30 protein-coding genes are annotated in these 17,529 nt (G+C 58.1%); 29 read left to right on the top strand and 1 reads right to left on the bottom strand.

All coding sequences use genetic code 11. The features are described from left to right. The first annotated feature begins 13 nt into the window (after positions 1 to 13). The 29 genes from tuf to rplQ all read left to right on the top strand — a co-directional run bounded on the left by tuf (position 14) and on the right by rplQ (position 16,569). Entirely contained in the window at positions 14 to 1,189 is a 1,176-nt protein-coding gene (gene tuf, locus ACQZ48_RS08235) for an elongation factor Tu (protein WP_065113659.1), read from the top strand. A 311-nt stretch (positions 1,190 to 1,500) separates the two neighbouring features. Then, positions 1,501 to 1,809: a 30S ribosomal protein S10 gene (rpsJ, locus tag ACQZ48_RS08230; RefSeq protein ID WP_003507767.1), complete on the top strand. Its 309-nt coding sequence runs from the start codon at positions 1,501 to 1,503 to the stop codon at positions 1,807 to 1,809. A gap of 204 nt (positions 1,810 to 2,013) precedes the next feature. Next, complete coding sequence (gene rplC, locus ACQZ48_RS08225; RefSeq protein ID WP_077983839.1) at positions 2,014 to 2,655, top strand: 50S ribosomal protein L3; 642 nt, start codon at positions 2,014 to 2,016, stop codon at positions 2,653 to 2,655. A 12-nt stretch (positions 2,656 to 2,667) separates the two neighbouring features. Beyond that, positions 2,668 to 3,288, top strand: coding sequence for a 50S ribosomal protein L4 (gene rplD, locus ACQZ48_RS08220; RefSeq protein WP_003495173.1), 621 nt, complete (start codon positions 2,668 to 2,670; stop codon positions 3,286 to 3,288). Then, entirely contained in the window at positions 3,285 to 3,578 is a 294-nt protein-coding gene (locus tag ACQZ48_RS08215) for a 50S ribosomal protein L23 (protein ID WP_063948592.1), read from the top strand. The genes rplD and ACQZ48_RS08215 overlap by 4 nt, the downstream gene beginning before the upstream one ends. 43 nt (positions 3,579 to 3,621) lie before the next feature. Further along, positions 3,622 to 4,458 carry a 50S ribosomal protein L2 gene (gene rplB / locus ACQZ48_RS08210; protein WP_077983838.1) on the top strand — a complete coding sequence of 279 codons (837 nt, stop codon included), beginning with the start codon at positions 3,622 to 3,624 and terminating at the stop codon, positions 4,456 to 4,458. A 15-nt stretch (positions 4,459 to 4,473) separates the two neighbouring features. Then, positions 4,474 to 4,752 (top strand): 30S ribosomal protein S19, encoded by a 279-nt coding sequence (gene rpsS / locus ACQZ48_RS08205; protein WP_003507772.1) that lies wholly within the window; start codon positions 4,474 to 4,476, stop codon positions 4,750 to 4,752. Between the two features lie 2 nt (positions 4,753 to 4,754). Beyond that, entirely contained in the window at positions 4,755 to 5,144 is a 390-nt protein-coding gene (gene rplV, locus ACQZ48_RS08200; RefSeq protein WP_065113658.1) for a 50S ribosomal protein L22, read from the top strand. Continuing rightward, the gene (rpsC, locus tag ACQZ48_RS08195; protein WP_004442600.1) at positions 5,144 to 5,875 is read left to right on the top strand and encodes a 30S ribosomal protein S3; all 732 of its coding nucleotides are present in this window, start codon (positions 5,144 to 5,146) and stop codon (positions 5,873 to 5,875) included. The genes rplV and rpsC overlap by 1 nt, the downstream gene beginning before the upstream one ends. 38 nt (positions 5,876 to 5,913) lie before the next feature. Next, a complete protein-coding gene (gene rplP, locus ACQZ48_RS08190) occupies positions 5,914 to 6,327 on the top strand; it encodes a 50S ribosomal protein L16 (protein ID WP_003507774.1) in 414 nt (137 codons plus the stop codon). Between the two features lie 12 nt (positions 6,328 to 6,339). Next, positions 6,340 to 6,540 carry a 50S ribosomal protein L29 gene (rpmC, locus tag ACQZ48_RS08185; RefSeq protein ID WP_003495193.1) on the top strand — a complete coding sequence of 67 codons (201 nt, stop codon included), beginning with the start codon at positions 6,340 to 6,342 and terminating at the stop codon, positions 6,538 to 6,540. A gap of 11 nt (positions 6,541 to 6,551) precedes the next feature. Next, entirely contained in the window at positions 6,552 to 6,788 is a 237-nt protein-coding gene (rpsQ, locus tag ACQZ48_RS08180) for a 30S ribosomal protein S17 (protein ID WP_077983837.1), read from the top strand. A gap of 234 nt (positions 6,789 to 7,022) precedes the next feature. Next, positions 7,023 to 7,391 carry a 50S ribosomal protein L14 gene (gene rplN, locus ACQZ48_RS08175; protein ID WP_003495199.1) on the top strand — a complete coding sequence of 123 codons (369 nt, stop codon included), beginning with the start codon at positions 7,023 to 7,025 and terminating at the stop codon, positions 7,389 to 7,391. Positions 7,392 to 7,403: 12 nt separating this feature from the next. Then, positions 7,404 to 7,712, top strand: coding sequence for a 50S ribosomal protein L24 (gene rplX / locus ACQZ48_RS08170; RefSeq protein ID WP_003495200.1), 309 nt, complete (start codon positions 7,404 to 7,406; stop codon positions 7,710 to 7,712). Next, complete coding sequence (rplE, locus tag ACQZ48_RS08165; protein WP_003495201.1) at positions 7,705 to 8,259, top strand: 50S ribosomal protein L5; 555 nt, start codon at positions 7,705 to 7,707, stop codon at positions 8,257 to 8,259. Before rplX ends, rplE begins: the two co-directional genes overlap by 8 nt. A gap of 33 nt (positions 8,260 to 8,292) precedes the next feature. Next, entirely contained in the window at positions 8,293 to 8,598 is a 306-nt protein-coding gene (gene rpsN / locus ACQZ48_RS08160; RefSeq protein ID WP_003507785.1) for a 30S ribosomal protein S14, read from the top strand. A 12-nt stretch (positions 8,599 to 8,610) separates the two neighbouring features. Beyond that, entirely contained in the window at positions 8,611 to 9,009 is a 399-nt protein-coding gene (gene rpsH, locus ACQZ48_RS08155; protein ID WP_004442588.1) for a 30S ribosomal protein S8, read from the top strand. 42 nt (positions 9,010 to 9,051) lie between these two features. Next, positions 9,052 to 9,585 carry a 50S ribosomal protein L6 gene (rplF, locus tag ACQZ48_RS08150; RefSeq protein WP_003495204.1) on the top strand — a complete coding sequence of 178 codons (534 nt, stop codon included), beginning with the start codon at positions 9,052 to 9,054 and terminating at the stop codon, positions 9,583 to 9,585. 12 nt (positions 9,586 to 9,597) lie between these two features. Beyond that, entirely contained in the window at positions 9,598 to 9,960 is a 363-nt protein-coding gene (gene rplR / locus ACQZ48_RS08145) for a 50S ribosomal protein L18 (protein ID WP_003516127.1), read from the top strand. Between the two features lie 119 nt (positions 9,961 to 10,079). Then, positions 10,080 to 10,649 carry a 30S ribosomal protein S5 gene (gene rpsE, locus ACQZ48_RS08140; RefSeq protein ID WP_003495208.1) on the top strand — a complete coding sequence of 190 codons (570 nt, stop codon included), beginning with the start codon at positions 10,080 to 10,082 and terminating at the stop codon, positions 10,647 to 10,649. A gap of 11 nt (positions 10,650 to 10,660) precedes the next feature. Beyond that, on the top strand, positions 10,661 to 10,867 hold the full coding sequence (gene rpmD, locus ACQZ48_RS08135; protein ID WP_003495212.1) for a 50S ribosomal protein L30: 207 nt from the start codon (positions 10,661 to 10,663) through the stop codon (positions 10,865 to 10,867). Between the two features lie 16 nt (positions 10,868 to 10,883). Next, complete coding sequence (gene rplO, locus ACQZ48_RS08130) at positions 10,884 to 11,363, top strand: 50S ribosomal protein L15 (RefSeq protein ID WP_077983835.1); 480 nt, start codon at positions 10,884 to 10,886, stop codon at positions 11,361 to 11,363. Between the two features lie 218 nt (positions 11,364 to 11,581). Further along, a complete protein-coding gene (locus ACQZ48_RS08125; RefSeq protein ID WP_165691255.1) occupies positions 11,582 to 11,749 on the top strand; it encodes a hypothetical protein in 168 nt (55 codons plus the stop codon). Then, positions 11,694 to 13,034 (top strand): preprotein translocase subunit SecY, encoded by a 1,341-nt coding sequence (gene secY / locus ACQZ48_RS08120; RefSeq protein WP_077983846.1) that lies wholly within the window; start codon positions 11,694 to 11,696, stop codon positions 13,032 to 13,034. The genes ACQZ48_RS08125 and secY overlap by 56 nt, the downstream gene beginning before the upstream one ends. After that, complete coding sequence (locus ACQZ48_RS08115; RefSeq protein WP_077983834.1) at positions 13,031 to 13,621, top strand: adenylate kinase; 591 nt, start codon at positions 13,031 to 13,033, stop codon at positions 13,619 to 13,621. Before secY ends, ACQZ48_RS08115 begins: the two co-directional genes overlap by 4 nt. A 302-nt stretch (positions 13,622 to 13,923) precedes the next feature. After that, complete coding sequence (gene rpsM / locus ACQZ48_RS08110; protein WP_035263425.1) at positions 13,924 to 14,292, top strand: 30S ribosomal protein S13; 369 nt, start codon at positions 13,924 to 13,926, stop codon at positions 14,290 to 14,292. Between the two features lie 137 nt (positions 14,293 to 14,429). Further along, positions 14,430 to 14,819, top strand: coding sequence for a 30S ribosomal protein S11 (gene rpsK / locus ACQZ48_RS08105; RefSeq protein WP_003495225.1), 390 nt, complete (start codon positions 14,430 to 14,432; stop codon positions 14,817 to 14,819). 195 nt (positions 14,820 to 15,014) lie between these two features. After that, positions 15,015 to 16,025, top strand: a complete 1,011-nt coding sequence (locus ACQZ48_RS08100; protein ID WP_003495228.1) for a DNA-directed RNA polymerase subunit alpha — start codon at positions 15,015 to 15,017, stop codon at positions 16,023 to 16,025. 118 nt (positions 16,026 to 16,143) lie between these two features. Beyond that, positions 16,144 to 16,569, top strand: coding sequence for a 50S ribosomal protein L17 (gene rplQ, locus ACQZ48_RS08095; RefSeq protein ID WP_003521014.1), 426 nt, complete (start codon positions 16,144 to 16,146; stop codon positions 16,567 to 16,569). A gap of 305 nt (positions 16,570 to 16,874) precedes the next feature. On the opposite strand, the gene msrQ is transcribed toward rplQ, so the two are convergent. After that, the gene (gene msrQ, locus ACQZ48_RS08090) at positions 16,875 to 17,528 is read right to left on the bottom strand and encodes a protein-methionine-sulfoxide reductase heme-binding subunit MsrQ (protein WP_137410635.1); all 654 of its coding nucleotides are present in this window, start codon (positions 17,526 to 17,528) and stop codon (positions 16,875 to 16,877) included. Between the last annotated feature and the right edge of the window lies 1 nt (position 17,529).

The raw sequence follows: 17,529 nt of genomic DNA, 5'->3' as shown, positions 1-17,529 counted from the left end.
TGGAGAGCCACTAATGGCAAAGAGCAAGTTTGAGCGGACGAAGCCGCACGTCAACATTGGCACGATCGGTCACGTTGACCATGGCAAGACGTCGCTGACGGCGGCAATCACGAAGTTCTTCGGCGAGTTCAAGGCGTATGACCAGATCGACGCCGCTCCTGAAGAAAAGGCGCGTGGTATCACGATTTCGACGGCGCACGTTGAGTATGAGACGCCGAACCGTCACTACGCTCACGTTGACTGCCCCGGCCACGCCGACTACGTGAAGAACATGATCACGGGTGCAGCGCAGATGGACGGCGCGATCCTGGTTTGCTCGGCTGCTGACGGCCCGATGCCGCAGACCCGCGAGCACATCCTGCTTGCCCGTCAGGTTGGCGTTCCTGCGATCGTCGTGTTCCTGAACAAGGTCGACCAGGTTGACGACGCCGAGCTTCTGGAGCTCGTCGAGCTTGAAGTTCGTGAACTTCTGTCGTCCTACGACTTCCCGGGCGACGATATTCCGATCATCAAGGGTTCGGCGCTTGCTGCTCTTGAAGACAGCGACAAGAAGATCGGTGAAGACGCGATCCGCGAGCTGATGGCAGCGGTTGACGCCTACATCCCGACGCCTGAGCGTCCGATCGACCAGCCGTTCCTGATGCCGATCGAAGACGTGTTCTCGATCTCGGGTCGTGGTACGGTTGTGACGGGTCGCGTTGAGCGCGGTATCGTCAAGGTTGGTGAAGAAGTCGAAATCGTCGGCATCCGTCCGACGTCGAAGACGACGGTTACCGGCGTTGAAATGTTCCGCAAGCTGCTCGACCAGGGCCAGGCCGGCGACAACATCGGCGCACTGGTTCGCGGTGTTAACCGTGACGGCGTCGAGCGTGGTCAGATCCTGTGCAAGCCGGGTTCGGTCAAGCCGCACAAGAAGTTCAAGGCCGAAGCCTACATCCTGACGAAGGAAGAAGGCGGCCGTCATACGCCGTTCTTCACGAACTACCGTCCGCAGTTCTACTTCCGCACGACGGACGTGACGGGCATCGTTACGCTTCCTGAAGGCACGGAAATGGTTATGCCTGGCGACAACGTCACCGTTGACGTCGAGCTGATCGTTCCGATCGCGATGGAAGAAAAGCTGCGCTTCGCTATCCGCGAAGGCGGCCGTACCGTCGGCGCCGGCATCGTTGCCTCGATCGTCGAGTAATTTCGACCTTTGAAATTCTGACTGGCGGCGGTGTGAACAACACCGCCGCCGGACTTTTGGTAAAAAGCCTGGCGGCGTTGCATTTTTAGTGCTTGAAAAATTCGGTGAAAGCGCGTAAACGCGCACTCACAATCACCGCTGGATTCGTAAGCGATTGCGAAACGCGGTTTTTTTAGCAATACAGACTACCGAAATGATTGGGGTGTGACGCGCATCCCTCTCGATTTTTGAAAATCTGCGGCGCCACGATCAATAGAAGTTCATGTGTTTCCGCGTGCGGAAACGAATAACAAAGAACAAGGACAAGACGAATGAACGGCCAGAATATCCGTATCCGCCTCAAGGCGTTCGATCACCGGATCCTCGATGCCTCTACCCGTGAAATCGTGTCGACCGCAAAGCGCACCGGCGCCAGCGTTCGCGGCCCGGTTCCGCTCCCCACCCGCATCGAAAAGTTTACCGTCAACCGCTCTCCTCACGTTGACAAGAAGAGCCGTGAACAGTTCGAAATGCGGACGCACAAGCGTCTTCTGGATATCGTTGATCCCACCCCGCAGACTGTCGATGCTCTGATGAAGCTCGACCTCGCTGCTGGCGTTGACGTGGAAATCAAGCTCTAAGACCCGGCCCGAACCGTCCAAGGTGAGGGCTGAAATAACAAGGCCGGACCTCACTCTTGGGTGAGGGCCAATAACAAGGAAGGTACGTGGAGCAATCCAACGACTTCCAAACCGGAGACCGGAAACATCGTGAGATGTCGAAGGGCACTCCTTAACAAAGGCCAGAGAGGGTTTTCCCTTCAAGGCTCGCAAGAGGATGAACCAATGCGTTCAGGTGTGATTGCACAGAAAGTGGGTATGACACGCGTCTACAACGACGCAGGTGAACATATCCCTGTAACAGTATTGCGACTGGATAACGTACAAGTCGTTGCCCAGCGCACGGAAGACAAGAATGGCTACACCGCAGTTCAGCTCGGTGCCGGCCAGTCCAAGGTCAAGAACACGACGAAGGCTCTTCGCGGTCACTTTGCCGCTGCCAATGTCGAACCGAAAGCAAAGCTCGTCGAGTTCCGGGTTTCCCCCGAGAACCTGATCGACATCGGTGCAACACTGACCGCAAATCATTTTCAGTCCGGCCAGTTGGTCGATGTCACCGGAACCACGATCGGTAAGGGTTTCGCCGGTGCTATGAAGCGTCACAACTTCGGTGGTGGTCGCGCTTCGCACGGTAACTCGATCTCGCACCGTGCACACGGTTCGACCGGTTCCAACCAGGATCCGGGCCGCGTCTGGAAGGGCAAGCGCATGGCTGGTCATATGGGCCAGACCCGCGTTACGACCCAGAACCTTGAAGTCGTTTCGACTGATGAAGACCGTGGCCTCATCCTCGTGAAGGGTGCAGTTCCCGGCTCGAAGGGTTCCTGGATCATCGTCCGCGACGCCGTCAAGTCGGCTGCGAAGTAAGGGAGCCTTATCATGGAATTGAACGTCAAGACCCTCGAGGGAAAAGACGCCGGCAAGGTTTCTCTGTCGGATGAGATCTTCGGCCTCGACCCCCGCCAGGACATCCTGGCCCGCATGGTTCGCTGGCAGCTTGCAAAGAAGCAGCAGGGAACGCACAAATCCAAGAACCGGTCGGAAGTTTCCCGCACCGGCGCGAAGATGTACAAGCAGAAGGGTACGGGCCGCGCTCGTCACCATTCGGCTCGCGCACCGCAGTTCCGCGGCGGCGGCAAGGCCCACGGCCCGGTCGTTCGCAGCCACGCCCATGACCTTCCCAAGAAGGTTCGTGCGCTCGCCCTGCGTCACGCCCTGTCTGCAAAGCTGAAGGCTGAAGAACTGATCATCGTCGATCAGCTCGTCGCGTCCGAAGCAAAGACCAAGGCTCTGCTGGGCAGCTTCGCTTCGCTTGGCCTGACCAACGCTCTCGTAATCGGCGGCGCCGAACTTGATGGCAACTTCAAGCTCGCTGCTCAGAACATCCCGAATGTGGACGTTCTGCCGGTGCAGGGCATCAATGTTTACGACATCCTGCGCCGTGGCAAGCTGGTGCTTTCCAAGGCTGCTGTAGAGGCTCTGGAGGAGCGGTTCAAATGACGGATCTTCGCCACTACGATGTGATCGTATCTCCTTCGATCACGGAAAAGTCGACGCTGGTATCCGAACAGAACCAGGTCGTATTCAACGTCGCCAAGGATGCTTCCAAGCCTGAAATCAAGGCTGCCGTGGAAGCTCTCTTCGGCGTCAAAGTCACGGCTGTGAACACGCTTATCCGCAAGGGTAAGACCCGTCGTTTCCGTGGGTTCGCCGGTAAGCTGAAGGACGTCAAGAAAGCCGTCGTTACGCTCGCCGAAGGTCAATCCATCGACGTGTCCACCGGACTCTAAAGGTTAGGCCCAAGCGGGCAAAGACCCAAAAGGGAACAAGAATATGGCATTGAAAAGTTTCAATCCGACCACGCCGAGCCAGCGTCAGCTGGTTATCGTGGACCGCGCTTCGCTCTACAAGGGCAAGCCGGTAAAGGCTCTCACCCAGGGCCTCAGCTCCAAGGGTGGCCGTAACAACCAGGGCCGGATCACCGTCCGTTTCCAGGGTGGCGGTCACAAGCGGACCTACCGTCTGGTTGACTTCAAGCGTCGCAAGTTTGACGTTGAAGGCACCGTTGAACGTTTGGAATACGACCCCAACCGCACCGCATTCATCGCGCTGGTTACGTATACCGACGGCGAACAGGCTTACATTCTCGCGCCACAGCGTCTTGCTGCTGGTGACAAGGTGATCGCCTCCGACAAGGCAGTGGACGTGAAGCCCGGCAACACCATGCCGCTTCAGTACATTCCGGTCGGTTCGATCATCCACAACGTCGAGATGAAGCCGGGCAAGGGCGGTCAGATCGCTCGCTCCGCCGGTACGTATGTCCAGCTCGTCGGCCGCGATGCCGGTATGGCCATCCTGCGTCTCAACTCGGGCGAACAGCGTCTGGTGCACGGCTCCTGCCTCGCATCGATCGGTGCTGTTTCGAACGCGGACCACGGCAACATCAACGACGGTAAGGCCGGTCGTTCGCGTTGGCGCGGCAAGCGTCCGCACGTTCGCGGCGTCGTCATGAACCCGGTCGACCACCCGCACGGTGGTGGTGAAGGTCGCACGTCGGGTGGTCGCCACCCGGTTACTCCGTGGGGCAAGCCCACGAAGGGCAAGCGCACCCGTTCGAACAAGTCGACCGACAAGTTCATCATGCGCTCGCGCCATCAGCGTAAGAAGTAAGAGAGGTAGTCACTCATGGCTCGTTCAGTATGGAAAGGTCCGTTTGTTGACGGCTATCTTCTCACCAAGGCTGAGAAGGTGCGCGAGAGCGGACGTAATGAAGTAATCAAGATCTGGAGCCGTCGCTCCACGATCCTGCCGCAGTTCGTCGGTCTGACGTTTGGCGTCTACAACGGCAGCAAGCATGTGCCCGTCTCGGTCAACGAAGACATGGTCGGACACAAGTTCGGTGAATTCTCTCCGACCCGTACCTATTACGGTCACGGCGCGGACAAGAAGGCAAAGAGGAAGTAATCATGGCGAAGGCTAAGACCGAACGCCGGCTGAAGGACAACGAGGCTCAGGCCGTTGCCCGTACGCTCCGCGTCAGCCCCCAGAAACTGAACCTGGTTGCCGCTCTTATCCGTGGCAAGAAGGTTGATCGCGCTCTCGCCGAGCTCGAATTCTCCCGCAAGCGCATTGCAGGCACCGTCAAGAAGACGCTGGAATCTGCAATTGCCAATGCGGAAAACAACCACGACCTCGACGTCGACGCTCTCGTCGTCGCCGAGGCCTATGTTGGCAAGTCCATCACCATGAAGCGTTTCCACGCTCGTGGCCGTGGTCGTGCTTCCCGCATCGAAAAGCCGTTCTCTCACCTCACGATCGTTGTTCGTGAAGTCGAGGAAAAAGGGGAGGCCGCATAATGGGTCAGAAAATCAATCCGATCGGCTTCCGCCTCGGCATCAACCGTACCTGGGACAGCCGCTGGTACGCTGACACCGCAGAATACGGCAAGCTGCTGCATGAAGATCTCAAGATCCGGGCTTACCTGATCAAGGAACTCAAGCAGGCCGGTATCGCAAAGGTCGTCATCGAGCGTCCGCACAAGAAGTGCCGCGTCACGATCCACTCGGCTCGTCCGGGTCTGATCATCGGCAAGAAGGGTGCAGACATCGAGAAGCTTCGCAAGAAGCTTTCCGAGATGACCAACTCCGAAACGCACCTCAACATCGTTGAAGTGCGCAAGCCGGAAATCGACGCGACGCTGGTTGCCCAGTCGATCGCTCAGCAGCTCGAGCGCCGCGTGGCTTTCCGCCGTGCGATGAAGCGTGCTGTTCAGTCCGCAATGCGTCTTGGCGCCGAAGGCATCAAGATCACCTGCGGCGGCCGTCTCGGCGGTGCTGAAATCGCTCGTACCGAATGGTACCGCGAAGGTCGCGTTCCGCTGCACACGCTGCGTGCGGACATCGACTACGGCACAGCTGAAGCTGAAACCGCATTCGGCATCTGCGGCATCAAGGTCTGGATCTTCAAGGGCGAAATCCTTGAGCACGATCCGATGGCTTCTGAGCGTCGCGGTCTCGAAGGCGACGCACAGGGCCCTGCAAGCCGTGAGCGTGGCGATCGTGGCGATCGTCGTCGCGAAAACGCTTGATTGACGCTGGCGAAAGATAAGCTCGGAGAAGTAAGAAAATGTTGCAGCCAAAGCGTACTAAGTACCGTAAGCAGTTCAAGGGACGCATCAAGGGCGTCGCCAAGGGCGGCTTTGACCTGGCATTCGGTGAATTCGGCTTGAAGTCGCAGGAACCGAACCGCGTGAATGCACGCGAGATCGAAGCGGCCCGCCGCGCGATCACGCGTTACATGAAGCGCGCAGGTCGCGTGTGGATCCGCGTATTCCCCGACGTTCCGGTTACGGCAAAGCCGACCGAAGTTCGTATGGGTAAGGGCAAGGGTTCGGTCGATTACTGGGCATGCAAGGTCAAGCCCGGTCGTATGATGTTCGAGATCGACGGTGTTACCGAGGAGATCGCCCGCGAGGCGCTTCGTCTCGGAGCTGCCAAGCTCTCGGTCAAGACGCGCTTCGTACAGCGCATCGCAGAGTAAGGAGCAAGGCACATGAAAGCCGATGAAGTTCGCGGCCTCAGCGCCGACCAGCTCAAGGACAAGCTCGCCGATCTGAAGAAGGAGCAGTTCAACCTGCGCTTCCAGAAGGCGACTGGCCAGCTGGAGAAGTCCTCGCGCATCAACGAAGTCCGCAAGGACATCGCCCGCGTCAAAACCATTGCCCGCCAGAAGGCGGCAGAAGCCAAGGCCTAAGGAAGAATAATATGCCGAAACGCATTCTGCAGGGCGTCGTTGTGTCCGACAAGAACGAGAAGACTGTCGTGGTCCGGGTTGAGCGTCGATTCGCTCACCCGCTCATGCAAAAGACCGTTCGTCGTTCGAAGAAGTACAAGGCACACGACGAAAACAATCAGTATAAGGTCGGCGATGTCGTTTCCATCGAGGAATGCGCACCGATCTCCAAGGACAAGCGCTGGACGGTCGTTTCCGCCCAGGCTTAATTTCATCAGAATCGCGCCTTGTGTCTTGCACTTGGCGCGAATTCCTGTATGAAGCAGCGCAAGGACGCTCGTGACCCGGGCGTCTTTTGCTTTGATGCGCACGGAAGGTCCTTCGGGAAACCACCCTGTCACGATTTTTCCGCGCAAAAAAAGAGACATTCATAAGCTGGGGCAGGGGGCTCGCTCGGGAGAGTTTGCCCAACCGTTCCGGTAACAACAAGAAGGCGACCTGACATGATTCAGATGCAAACAAACCTCGACGTGGCGGATAATTCCGGCGCACGTCGTGTCATGTGCATCAAGGTGCTGGGCGGCTCGAAGCGCAAATATGCTTCTGTTGGCGACATTATTGTCGTTTCCATCAAGGAAGCTATTCCGCGCGGCCGCGTCAAGAAGGGCGACGTGATGAAGGCGGTTGTCGTGCGCACCGCCAAGGACATCCGCCGCGCTGACGGCAGCGTCATCCGTTTCGATAATAACGCAGCCGTTCTTATCGACAACAAGAAAGAGCCCATCGGCACCCGTATCTTCGGACCGGTTCCGCGCGAACTTCGCGCCAAGAACCACATGAAGATCATCTCGCTGGCTCCGGAAGTACTGTAAGGAGCGTATGCGATGCAGAAAATTCGTAAAGGCGACAAGGTTGTCGTATTGACCGGTAAGGACAAGGGCCGTACCGGCGAAGTAATCCAGGTAATGCCGAAAGAAGACCGTGCCGTTGTGCGTGGCGTGAACATGGTGAAGCGTCACCAGCGCCAGACCCAGGCTCAGGAAGCCGGCATCATCAACAAGGAAGCATCCTTGCACATCTCCAACATCGCCATCGTCGACAAGGATGGCAAGCCGACCCGCGTTGGCTTCTCTGTTGTGGATGGCAAGAAGGTCCGCGTGGCCAAGCGTTCGGGAGAAGTGATCGATGGCTGATAAGTACGAGCCGCGTCTCAAGACGGAATACGTTTCCCGTATCCGTGGCGCCATGCAGGAGAAGTTCTCCTACGCAAACGTCATGATGATCCCGAAGCTTGAAAAGATCGTGATCAACATGGGCGTTGGCGAAGCGACTGCCGATTCCAAGAAGCCCACGATCGCTGCCGGTGATCTGGCTGCGATTGCCGGCCAGAAGCCGGTCGTTACCCGCGCTCGCAACTCGATCGCTGGTTTCAAGGTTCGCGAAGGCATGCCGATCGGTGCGAAGGTTACCCTTCGTGGCGCCCGCATGTACGAATTCCTTGATCGTCTGGTCAACATCGCGCTGCCGCGCGTTCGCGACTTCCGGGGTCTGAACCCGAAGAGCTTTGACGGCCGTGGCAACTTCGCCATGGGCATCAAGGAACACATTGTGTTCCCTGAGATCAACTACGATAAGGTTGATCAGATGTGGGGCATGGACATCATCGTTTGCACGACGGCGACGTCGGACGACGAAGCTCGGGCTCTGCTGACAGAGTTCAACTTCCCGTTCCGTCACTAACCGTAACGACGAGCGTAGAAAAGGAACTCCGATATGGCGAAAACAAGCGCAGTTGAAAAGAACAAGCGCCGCCGCAAGTCGGTCGCCCAGCAGGCTGCCAAGCGCGCTGCTCTCAAGGCGATCGTGATGAACCAGTCCCTTCCGATCGAAGACCGGTTCAAGGCCACTCTGAAGCTCGCTTCGCTGCCGCGTGACGGCTCGAAGACGCGTATCCGCAACCGCTGCGAAGTAACGGGCCGTCCGCGCGCGTTCTATCGCAAGCTCAAGATGTCGCGTATCGCGCTTCGTGAGCTGGGCAATTCCGGCAAGGTGCCGGGCATTGTCAAGTCGAGCTGGTAAGGAGACGGGCACATGACCATGACTGATCCTTTGGGTGATATGCTCACCCGCATCCGCAATGGTGCTGCTCGCCGTAAGTCTTCGGTAAGCACGCCTGCTTCCAGCCTGCGCGCACGCGTTCTCGACGTGCTGCAGTCTGAAGGCTACATTCGCGGTTATTCCAAGGTCGATTTTGAAAACGGCAAGTCCGAGTTCACCATCGAGCTGAAGTACTACGAAGGTGCGTCGGTGATCCGTGAGATCGGCCGCGTTTCCAAGCCGGGCCGCCGGGTTTATGTCTCGGTAAAGTCCATTCCGCAGGTCGCGAACGGCCTCGGCATCACCATCCTTTCGACCCCGAAGGGCGTGATGGCCGATCACCAGGCTCGCGAACAGAACGTTGGTGGCGAGGTTCTTTGCTCGGTCTTCTAAGACCCGAGCAGGATCTCCATAACGAACAGACAGGATTGAATAATGTCTCGTATCGGTAAAAAGCCCGTTCCGGTTCCAGCAGGTGTGACGGCCAATGTCGACGGCCAGAAGGTTACTGCTAAGGGCCCGAAGGGTGAACTGTTTTTCGTCGCTAACGACGACATTCAGCTGAAGCTCGAAGATAACGGCGTTTCCGTAACGCCGGCTAACGGCACCAAGGAAGCTCGTTCGAAGTGGGGCATGTCCCGCACGATGATCGAGAACATCTTCAAGGGTGTTAAGGACGGCTATGAGCGCAAGCTCGAAATCAACGGCGTTGGTTACCGTGCCGCCATGCAGGGCAAGAACCTGCAGCTGGCTCTCGGCTTTTCCCATGACGTTGTTTACGAGCCTCCGGTCGGCATCACCATTGCCGTTCCGAAGCCGACGGAAATCATCGTTTCCGGCATCAACAAGCAGCAGGTTGGCCAGGTAGCCGCGGAAATCCGTGAATACCGCGGTCCCGAGCCCTACAAGGGCAAGGGCGTGAAGTACGCTGAAGAGCGTATTGTCCGCAAAGAAGGCAAGAAGAAGTAAGGATCACGCGAAATGGCTAGCAGGAAAGAAGCACTTGCACGTCGCGCGAGCCGTGTGCGCCGCCAGATCAAGGCGGTTGCCAACGGCCGTCCGCGCCTGTCGGTTCATCGCTCGTCGAAGAACATCTATGCCCAGATCATCGATGACGTTGCTGGCAAGACGCTTGCGTCTGCCTCCACGCTCGAAGCTGATCTGCGCGGTTCGCTCAAGACCGGCGCCGACGTTGCAGCAGCGGCTGTTGTCGGCAAGCTGGTTGCCGAGCGTGGCGTCAAGGCCGGCGTCAAGGATGTCGTATTCGACCGTGGCGCGTTCATTTATCATGGCCGCATCAAGGCCGTGGCTGAAGCTGCCCGCGAAGGCGGTCTGAACTTCTAAGTTTTTTCCGCCCGGGCATCGATCCGGGCGGAATTTCACCGGACCATGCGGATCTCGTTCTCGAGGCCGCTGGTCTTTTCGTTTGCCGTTCCACCCGTAAAAGAAAAAGGACAAGGACAATGGCACAGGAAAAAAGAGGTTCTCGCGACGACCGCCAGAACCGTGAAGAGCGCGATAGCGAATTCGTCGACAAGCTGGTCGCGATCAACCGCGTTGCAAAGGTTGTTAAGGGTGGCCGTCGCTTCGGCTTCGCCGCTCTCGTCGTCGTTGGCGACCAGAAGGGCCGCGTTGGCTTCGGTCACGGCAAGGCTCGTGAAGTTCCGGAAGCGATCCGCAAGGCAACGGAAAGCGCAAAGCGCGATCTGATCTTCGTTCCGCTGCGCGATGGCCGCACGCTGCATCACGACGTCAATGGCCGTCACGGCGCAGGCAAGGTTCTGCTGCGTTCGGCCAAGGCCGGTACCGGTATCATCGCCGGTGGTCCGATGCGCGCCGTTTTCGAAACGCTCGGCGTTCATGACGTTGTTGCAAAGTCGACCGGTTCGTCGAACCCGTACAACATGGTTCGTGCTACGTTCGACGCTCTGAAGCATCAGGTTCACCCGAAGGACATCGCTGCACAGCGCGGTCTGAAGTATGCGACCCTTCAGGCTCGCCGTGCCGCTTCCGGCAACGCTTCTGAAGAATAAGGAGCTGGATCATGGCCAAGAAGACTACTGAAGCCAAGAAGACTGTTACGGTCGAACAGATCGGCAGCCCTATTCGCCGCCCGGCAATCCAGCGTCAGACGCTGGTCGGTCTGGGTCTCAACAAGATGCATCGTCAGCGCACCCTGGAAGACACTCCTGCGGTTCGCGGCATGATCCGTGCGGTCCAGCATCTCGTTCGCGTCGTTGACGAGAAGTGAGACGGAGTAACCTATCATGAAACTCAATGAAATCAGAGACAACGAAGGCGCCTCCAAGGATCGTATCCGCGTAGGTCGCGGTATCGGTTCCGGCAAGGGCAAGACCGGTGGTCGCGGTGTGAAGGGTCAGAAGGCTCGTTCGGGCGTCGCGATCAACGGCTTCGAAGGCGGTCAGATGCCCATCTACCGTCGTCTGCCGAAGCGCGGCTTTAACAACATTTTCGGTTCCGAATATGCTGTTGTGTCGCTCGGCCGCATTCAGACCGCCATCGACGCCAAGAAGCTTGACGCTTCCGCAACGATCGATGCCGCTGCTCTCAAGGCTGCCGGCGTTATCCGCCGCGCCAAGGACGGCGTACGCATTCTCGCCGACGGCGAGCTGAAGGCAAAGGTCGCTTTCGAAGTTGCCGGCGCTTCCAAGCCTGCGATCGAAAAGATCGAAAAGGCTGGCGGCTCGATCAAGCTTCTCGCTGTTGCAGCGGAAGCCGCCGAGTAATATATAAACTTCAGACGCCCGGTGCGCATGTCGCTCCGGGCGTTTGCGCTCCCTGGCCACTGTTGCTTTCGATCTAAATCGATTTATAGAGCATCAGGGCAATCTCTTCGCGGTGTGCTTTCTTGGCCCCGCTTGCGGCAGAAAGTGCCGCAGGGAGAGCCTCACAGTTCTTGAACTTCCGTAGGGGAGGGGATAGGACATAAAAAACAGGGTGAGGCATGATGGCGGCCAAGAGCTGCATTCGTCCGAAGCCCGGTTTTGACCAGTATCTTTTAGACCTTTCCGCATTGGCCGGTGTTGCTGGCTGGCAAGGGTCATTCGGAGAAATTTATGGCTTCAGCAGCGGAACAACTGGCTTCGAACCTGAATTTTTCGACCTTCGCTAAGGCGGAGGATCTGAAAAAGCGTCTCTGGTTTACTCTTGCCGCACTTCTCGTCTACCGTCTCGGCACCCATATTCCGCTTCCGGGCCTGAACCCCGAAGCCTATGCGCAGGCCTTCCGCGGTCAGGCCAACGGTATTCTTGGTCTTTTCAACATGTTTGCGGGTGGCGCTGTCGAGCGCATGGCGATTTTCGCCCTCGGCATCATGCCTTACATCTCCGCTTCGATCATCGTGCAGCTCATGACCTCGGTCGTGCCCTCGCTCGAAGCGTTGAAGAAGGAAGGCGAAGCCGGCCGCAAGATCATCAACCAGTACACGCGCTACGGTACGGTGCTGCTCGGCACGCTGCAGGCCTATGGTATTGCGGTCGGGCTTGAAAGCGGCAACGGTCTCGTGGTGGATCCGGGCATGTTCTTCCGCATCTCCACCGTCATCACGCTGCTCGGTGGTACGATGTTCCTCATGTGGCTCGGCGAACAGATCACCTCGCGCGGTATCGGTAACGGTATTTCGCTGATCATCTTCGCGGGCATTGCCGCGGGCCTGCCCAAGGCGCTGGCCGGCACGCTGGAACTTGGCCGCACCGGCGCGCTGTCGACCCCTCTCATTCTGATGGTCGTCATCATCGCTATCGGCGTCATCGCGCTTATCGTCTTCGTGGAGCGCGCGCAGCGCCGCCTGTTGATCCAATATCCGAAGCGCCAGGTCGGCAACCGGATGTTCCAGGGCGATACCTCGCATTTGCCGCTGAAGCTCAACACCGCCGGCGTCATTCCCGCGATCTTCGCATCGTCGCTGCTGCTTTTGCCGGCAACGGCTGCGGGTTTTGCCGGAAACACCAACCTGCCGGGCTGGGCGACGTCGATCATTGCGTCGCTGCAGCACGGACAGCCGTTGTTCATGGCGCTCTACGGCCTGCTGATCGCGTTCTTCGCGTTTTTCTATACGGCGATCGTCTTCAATCCGAAGGACACCGCAGATAACCTCAAGAAGCATGGCGGCTTCATTCCGGGCATCCGTCCGGGCGAGCGCACCGCGGAGTACATTGATTACGTCCTGACCCGCATCACGGTGGTCGGCGCGATTTATCTGGTCTTCGTGTGTATCCTTCCTGAGACACTTATCGCACGGACGGGCATTCCATTAGCCCTTGGTGGTACTTCGCTTTTGATCGTTGTCAGTGTAACTCTGGATACGGTTGCGCAGATTCAGGGTCACCTGATCGCCCAGCAGTATGAAGGCCTGATCAAGAAGTCGAAGTTGCGTGGAGGAAAGAGGGGACGATGAGACTGATATTTTTGGGTCCGCCGGGTGCGGGCAAGGGAACCCAGGCCAAGCGGCTGACGGACAAGTACGGGATCCCGCAGCTTTCCACCGGTGACATGCTGCGCGCTGCGGTCAGCGCGGGCACCGAAATCGGCAAGCGCGCCAAGGCCGTCATGGATGCCGGCGGGCTGGTATCCGACGATATCGTCAATCAGATCGTTTCCGAGCGCATCGAAGCACCGGACTGTGCCAAGGGTTTCATTCTCGACGGTTATCCGCGCACCGTTCCGCAGGCCAAGGCTCTTGCCGACAACATGCGCAAGAAGAACCTGGTTCTCGACGCCGTCATCGAACTCAAGGTGGACGAAGAGGCGTTGATTCGCCGAATCGAAAACCGCGTCGCTGAGACCATCGCGGCTGGCGGCACTGTCCGTTCGGATGACAATCCGGAAGCTTTCCGCAAGCGTCTTACGGAATATCGCGAGAAGACCGCGCCGCTGTCTGCCTATTACAGCGAGCAGGGCGAGCTTGTGGCGCTGGATGGCATGGCTGATGTCGATGCCGTCACTGAGGCCATCGAGCGCGTTCTCGAGAAAGCCTCTGCCTGATCGAGAGAATGAATGGGTGAGGGCCGTTACGTTCTTGCCCATCTTCCATTTCCGAAAGGCGGCTGATCCTCTGGATCGTAAAAGAATCTTGGCGGAGCCGGTTGCTTTTTTGCGCTGATTCCGTTAAACACCGCGCCAACTCGCGACATCCCAAGCGACTGGCGCGGATTTCCCTTAGGGAAGGGAGATCCGGGTTCAGTCGTTTTGACTTGTCACGGACACCAATTTGAACTGGCGGTCTTTCGGCCGCTCAAATGGAATCACCACTTGCCGGATGGCAACTGGAACCAAGGAGAAGAGACGTGGCACGTATCGCTGGCGTCAACATCCCGACTGCGAAGCGCGTTGTTATTGCGCTGACCTACATTCACGGGATCGGTCCGAAATTCGCGCAGGAAATCATGGACAAGGTCGGTCTTCCGGCTGAGAAGCGCGTTCATCAGCTGACGGATGCTGAAGTTCTTCAGATCCGTGAAGCCATCGACCGCGACTACCAGGTCGAAGGCGACCTGCGTCGTGAGACCTCGATGAACATCAAGCGTCTGATGGACCTCGGTTGCTACCGCGGCCTGCGTCACCGTCGTGGCCTTCCGGTCCGCGGTCAGCGCACGCACACCAACGCCCGCACCCGCAAGGGTCCGGCGAAGGCTATCGCTGGTAAGAAGAAGTAATTTTCCGGGTCTCCGGAAAGGGGAGGCTGGTGCAGTCCGCGCCAGCCTTTCTGAGTTTGGCGTAAGGCTCCAGAAGGGCTGATCGCCGGTGTAGCCGCTGGTGTTACGGCGGTGAAGAGATCAATGAAAGGTATAAAATGGCCAAGGAAGCCGCACGCGTCCGTCGTCGCGAACGCAAAAATATCACGTCTGGCGTCGCGCACGTCAACTCGACCTTCAACAACACGATGATCACCATCACCGACGCACAGGGCAATGCTATTGCCTGGTCGTCTGCTGGTGCCAAGGGCTTCAAGGGTTCGCGCAAGTCGACTCCGTTCGCTGCCCAGATCGCTGCTGAAGATTGCGCGAAGAAGGCTCAGGAACACGGCATGAAGTCGCTTGAAGTTGAAGTTTGCGGTCCGGGTTCCGGCCGTGAATCGGCACTTCGCGCTCTGCAGGCTGCCGGTTTCATGATCACCTCCATTCGCGACGTCACGCCGATCCCGCACAACGGTTGCCGTCCGCGCAAGAAGCGCCGCGTCTGACGCGACCGTGGTTCGGAAATTCCGCCTTTCCTTCGGTCTGGCGGAATTTTCGTGTATCTGGCGTGTGCGCGTCGATTTCGATCGACGGACTTGCGCTCAAGAACCCACCGATGAACCCCTGAATTTGGTTCCTCTCGGTGTTTTCATGCTCGGTCCGTCACGATTGGATGGTGGCGGCGAACGGAAGGTTTAAAGATGATTCAGAAGAACTGGCAGGAACTTATCAAGCCGAACAAGGTCGAGTTCACCTCGTCCAGCCGCACCAAGGCAACGCTGGTTGCCGAGCCGCTGGAGCGTGGTTTCGGTCTTACCCTCGGCAACGCGCTGCGTCGCGTTCTGTTGTCTTCTCTGCGTGGCGCCGCTGTAACGGCCGTGCAGATCGACGGTGTCCTGCACGAATTCTCCTCCATCCCCGGTGTTCGGGAAGATGTGACGGATATCGTGCTCAACATCAAGGAAATCGCCATCAAGATGGACGGCGATGATTCCAAGCGCATGGTCGTGCGCAAGCAGGGTCCGGGTGCCGTAACCGCTGGTGACATCCAGACGGTTGGCGACATCGAAATCCTGAACCCCGACCACGTGATCTGCACGCTGGACGATGGCGCTGAAATCCGCATGGAATTCACCGTCAACAACGGCAAGGGTTACGTACCGGCTGAGCGCAACCGTGCGGAAGATGCCCCTATCGGCCTCATTCCGGTGGACAGCCTCTATTCTCCGGTCAAGAAAGTGTCCTACAAGGTGGAAAACACCCGTGAAGGCCAGGTTCTCGACTACGACAAGCTGATCATGACGATCGAGACCAACGGTTCGGTTTCCGGCGAAGACGCCGTTGCCTTCGCCGCTCGCATTCTTCAGGACCAGCTGGGCGTCTTCGTCAACTTTGACGAGCCGCAGAAGGAAGCAGAAGAAGAATCGGTTACCGAACTTGCGTTCAACCCGGCGCTTCTCAAGAAGGTCGACGAGCTCGAGCTGTCCGTTCGTTCGGCAAATTGCCTGAAGAACGACAACATCGTTTATATCGGCGACCTGATCCAGAAGACCGAGGCCGAAATGCTTCGCACGCCGAACTTCGGTCGCAAGTCGCTTAACGAAATCAAGGAAGTTCTCGCTTCCATGGGTCTGCACCTCGGTATGGAAGTGCCGGCATGGCCGCCTGAGAACATCGAAGATCTCGCAAAGCGTTACGAAGACCAGTACTAACAAACAAGAAGGCAGACCTCAAAGACTGCCTTTCCCCGTCAAACAGCAGATAAGTCATCTGCATGTGCCAGGAAACGGCAGGCCTTAGAGAAGGAACCTGCGTAGAAGGAGAATAGCAATGCGCCACGGTAATTCAGGCCGCAAGCTCAATAGAACTGCCAGCCACCGCAAGGCAATGTTTGCCAACATGGCTGCTTCGCTCATCACCCATGAGCAGATCGTCACCACGCTTCCGAAGGCGAAGGAAATTCGCCCGATCGTTGAGAAGCTCGTCACCCTCGGCAAGCGGGGCGACCTGCACGCTCGTCGTCAGGCGATCTCGCAGATCAAGGATCAGGACGCTGTTCGCAAGCTGTTCGACGCGATCGCAGCTCGCTACGCAAACCGCAATGGCGGCTACCTGCGTATCATGAAAGCCGGCTTCCGCCAGGGCGACAATGCCGCTCTCGCCGTCATCGAATTCGTCGAGCGCGACGTTGACGCCAAGGGCGCAGCCGACAAGGCTCGCGTCGCTGCAGAAGCTGCTGCTGCCGAAGCTGCATAATATCTGACGCCTTTCCGGCGTCGCGAGTTAAAAAGCCGGGCGAGAGATCGCCCGGCTTTTTTTGTTTTGCGGTTTTTTGCATTGAGGGCGGTGCGTGTGGCTGACCCCCCTCTGCCCTGCCGGGCATCTCCCCCTCAAGGGGGGAGATCGAGACACCGCAAAGTCTCTAGTATATCAACCGTTACGGATGAAGTGGCGGTAGAGCGTCTTGCGGATCTCCCCCCTTGAGGGGGAGATGCCCGGCAGGGCAGAGGGGGGCAGGCCCCACGCAACTCCATTCGCCATGAGCCGCCTTAAATTTTGCACTATTGATGCACAGGCCTGCCAGCGGCCTTCCTGCTGCGTTTCCGAGCCATGATCGTCGGCCGCACCAGCCGATACCCCAACAGCACCACCATCGTCGTGATATAAAACACCGGCTCCAGCGTGATTGATTTTCGCGCCAGCACGAAATGCAGCACGCCGACGATGAGGACGAGGTAGACAAGCTTGTGCAGCGTGTTCCAGCGGCTGCCGAGTTTGCGGATCGACCAGCGGTTGGAGGTGAGCGCCAGAGGAATGAGCATGAGAAGGCCGGCCATGCCGAGCATGATATAGGGGCGTTTCAGGATATCGCCTGCGATGGAGCTGAGGATCAAGCCGCGATCCAGCACCAGATAGACGGTGAAATGGGCGAGCACATAATAAAAGGCGATCAGCCCCAGAGCGCGACGATAGGCGATGAGGTTGATGTTGAAGAGATCGCGCATCGGCGTCACCAGTAAGCCGATACACAGGAAGCGCAGCGCCCAGATGCCGAGCAGGTGCTCGAATTCCTTGACCGGATTAAAGCCGAGGCCGCCGGTTGCGGCGAGATAGAAATACCAGACACCGGGAGAAAGGCCGGCGATATACAGCGCCCAGATGGCTGCCGGTTGGTAACGCTTCGGCAGCGAGGGAAGAGGCAGCGCTAAGGCCATG

Source organism: Agrobacterium sp. 22-209-1 (assembly GCF_053522485.1).
Note: the sequence above shows the minus strand (reverse complement) of the source record. Positions and strands in the feature narration are given on the sequence as shown.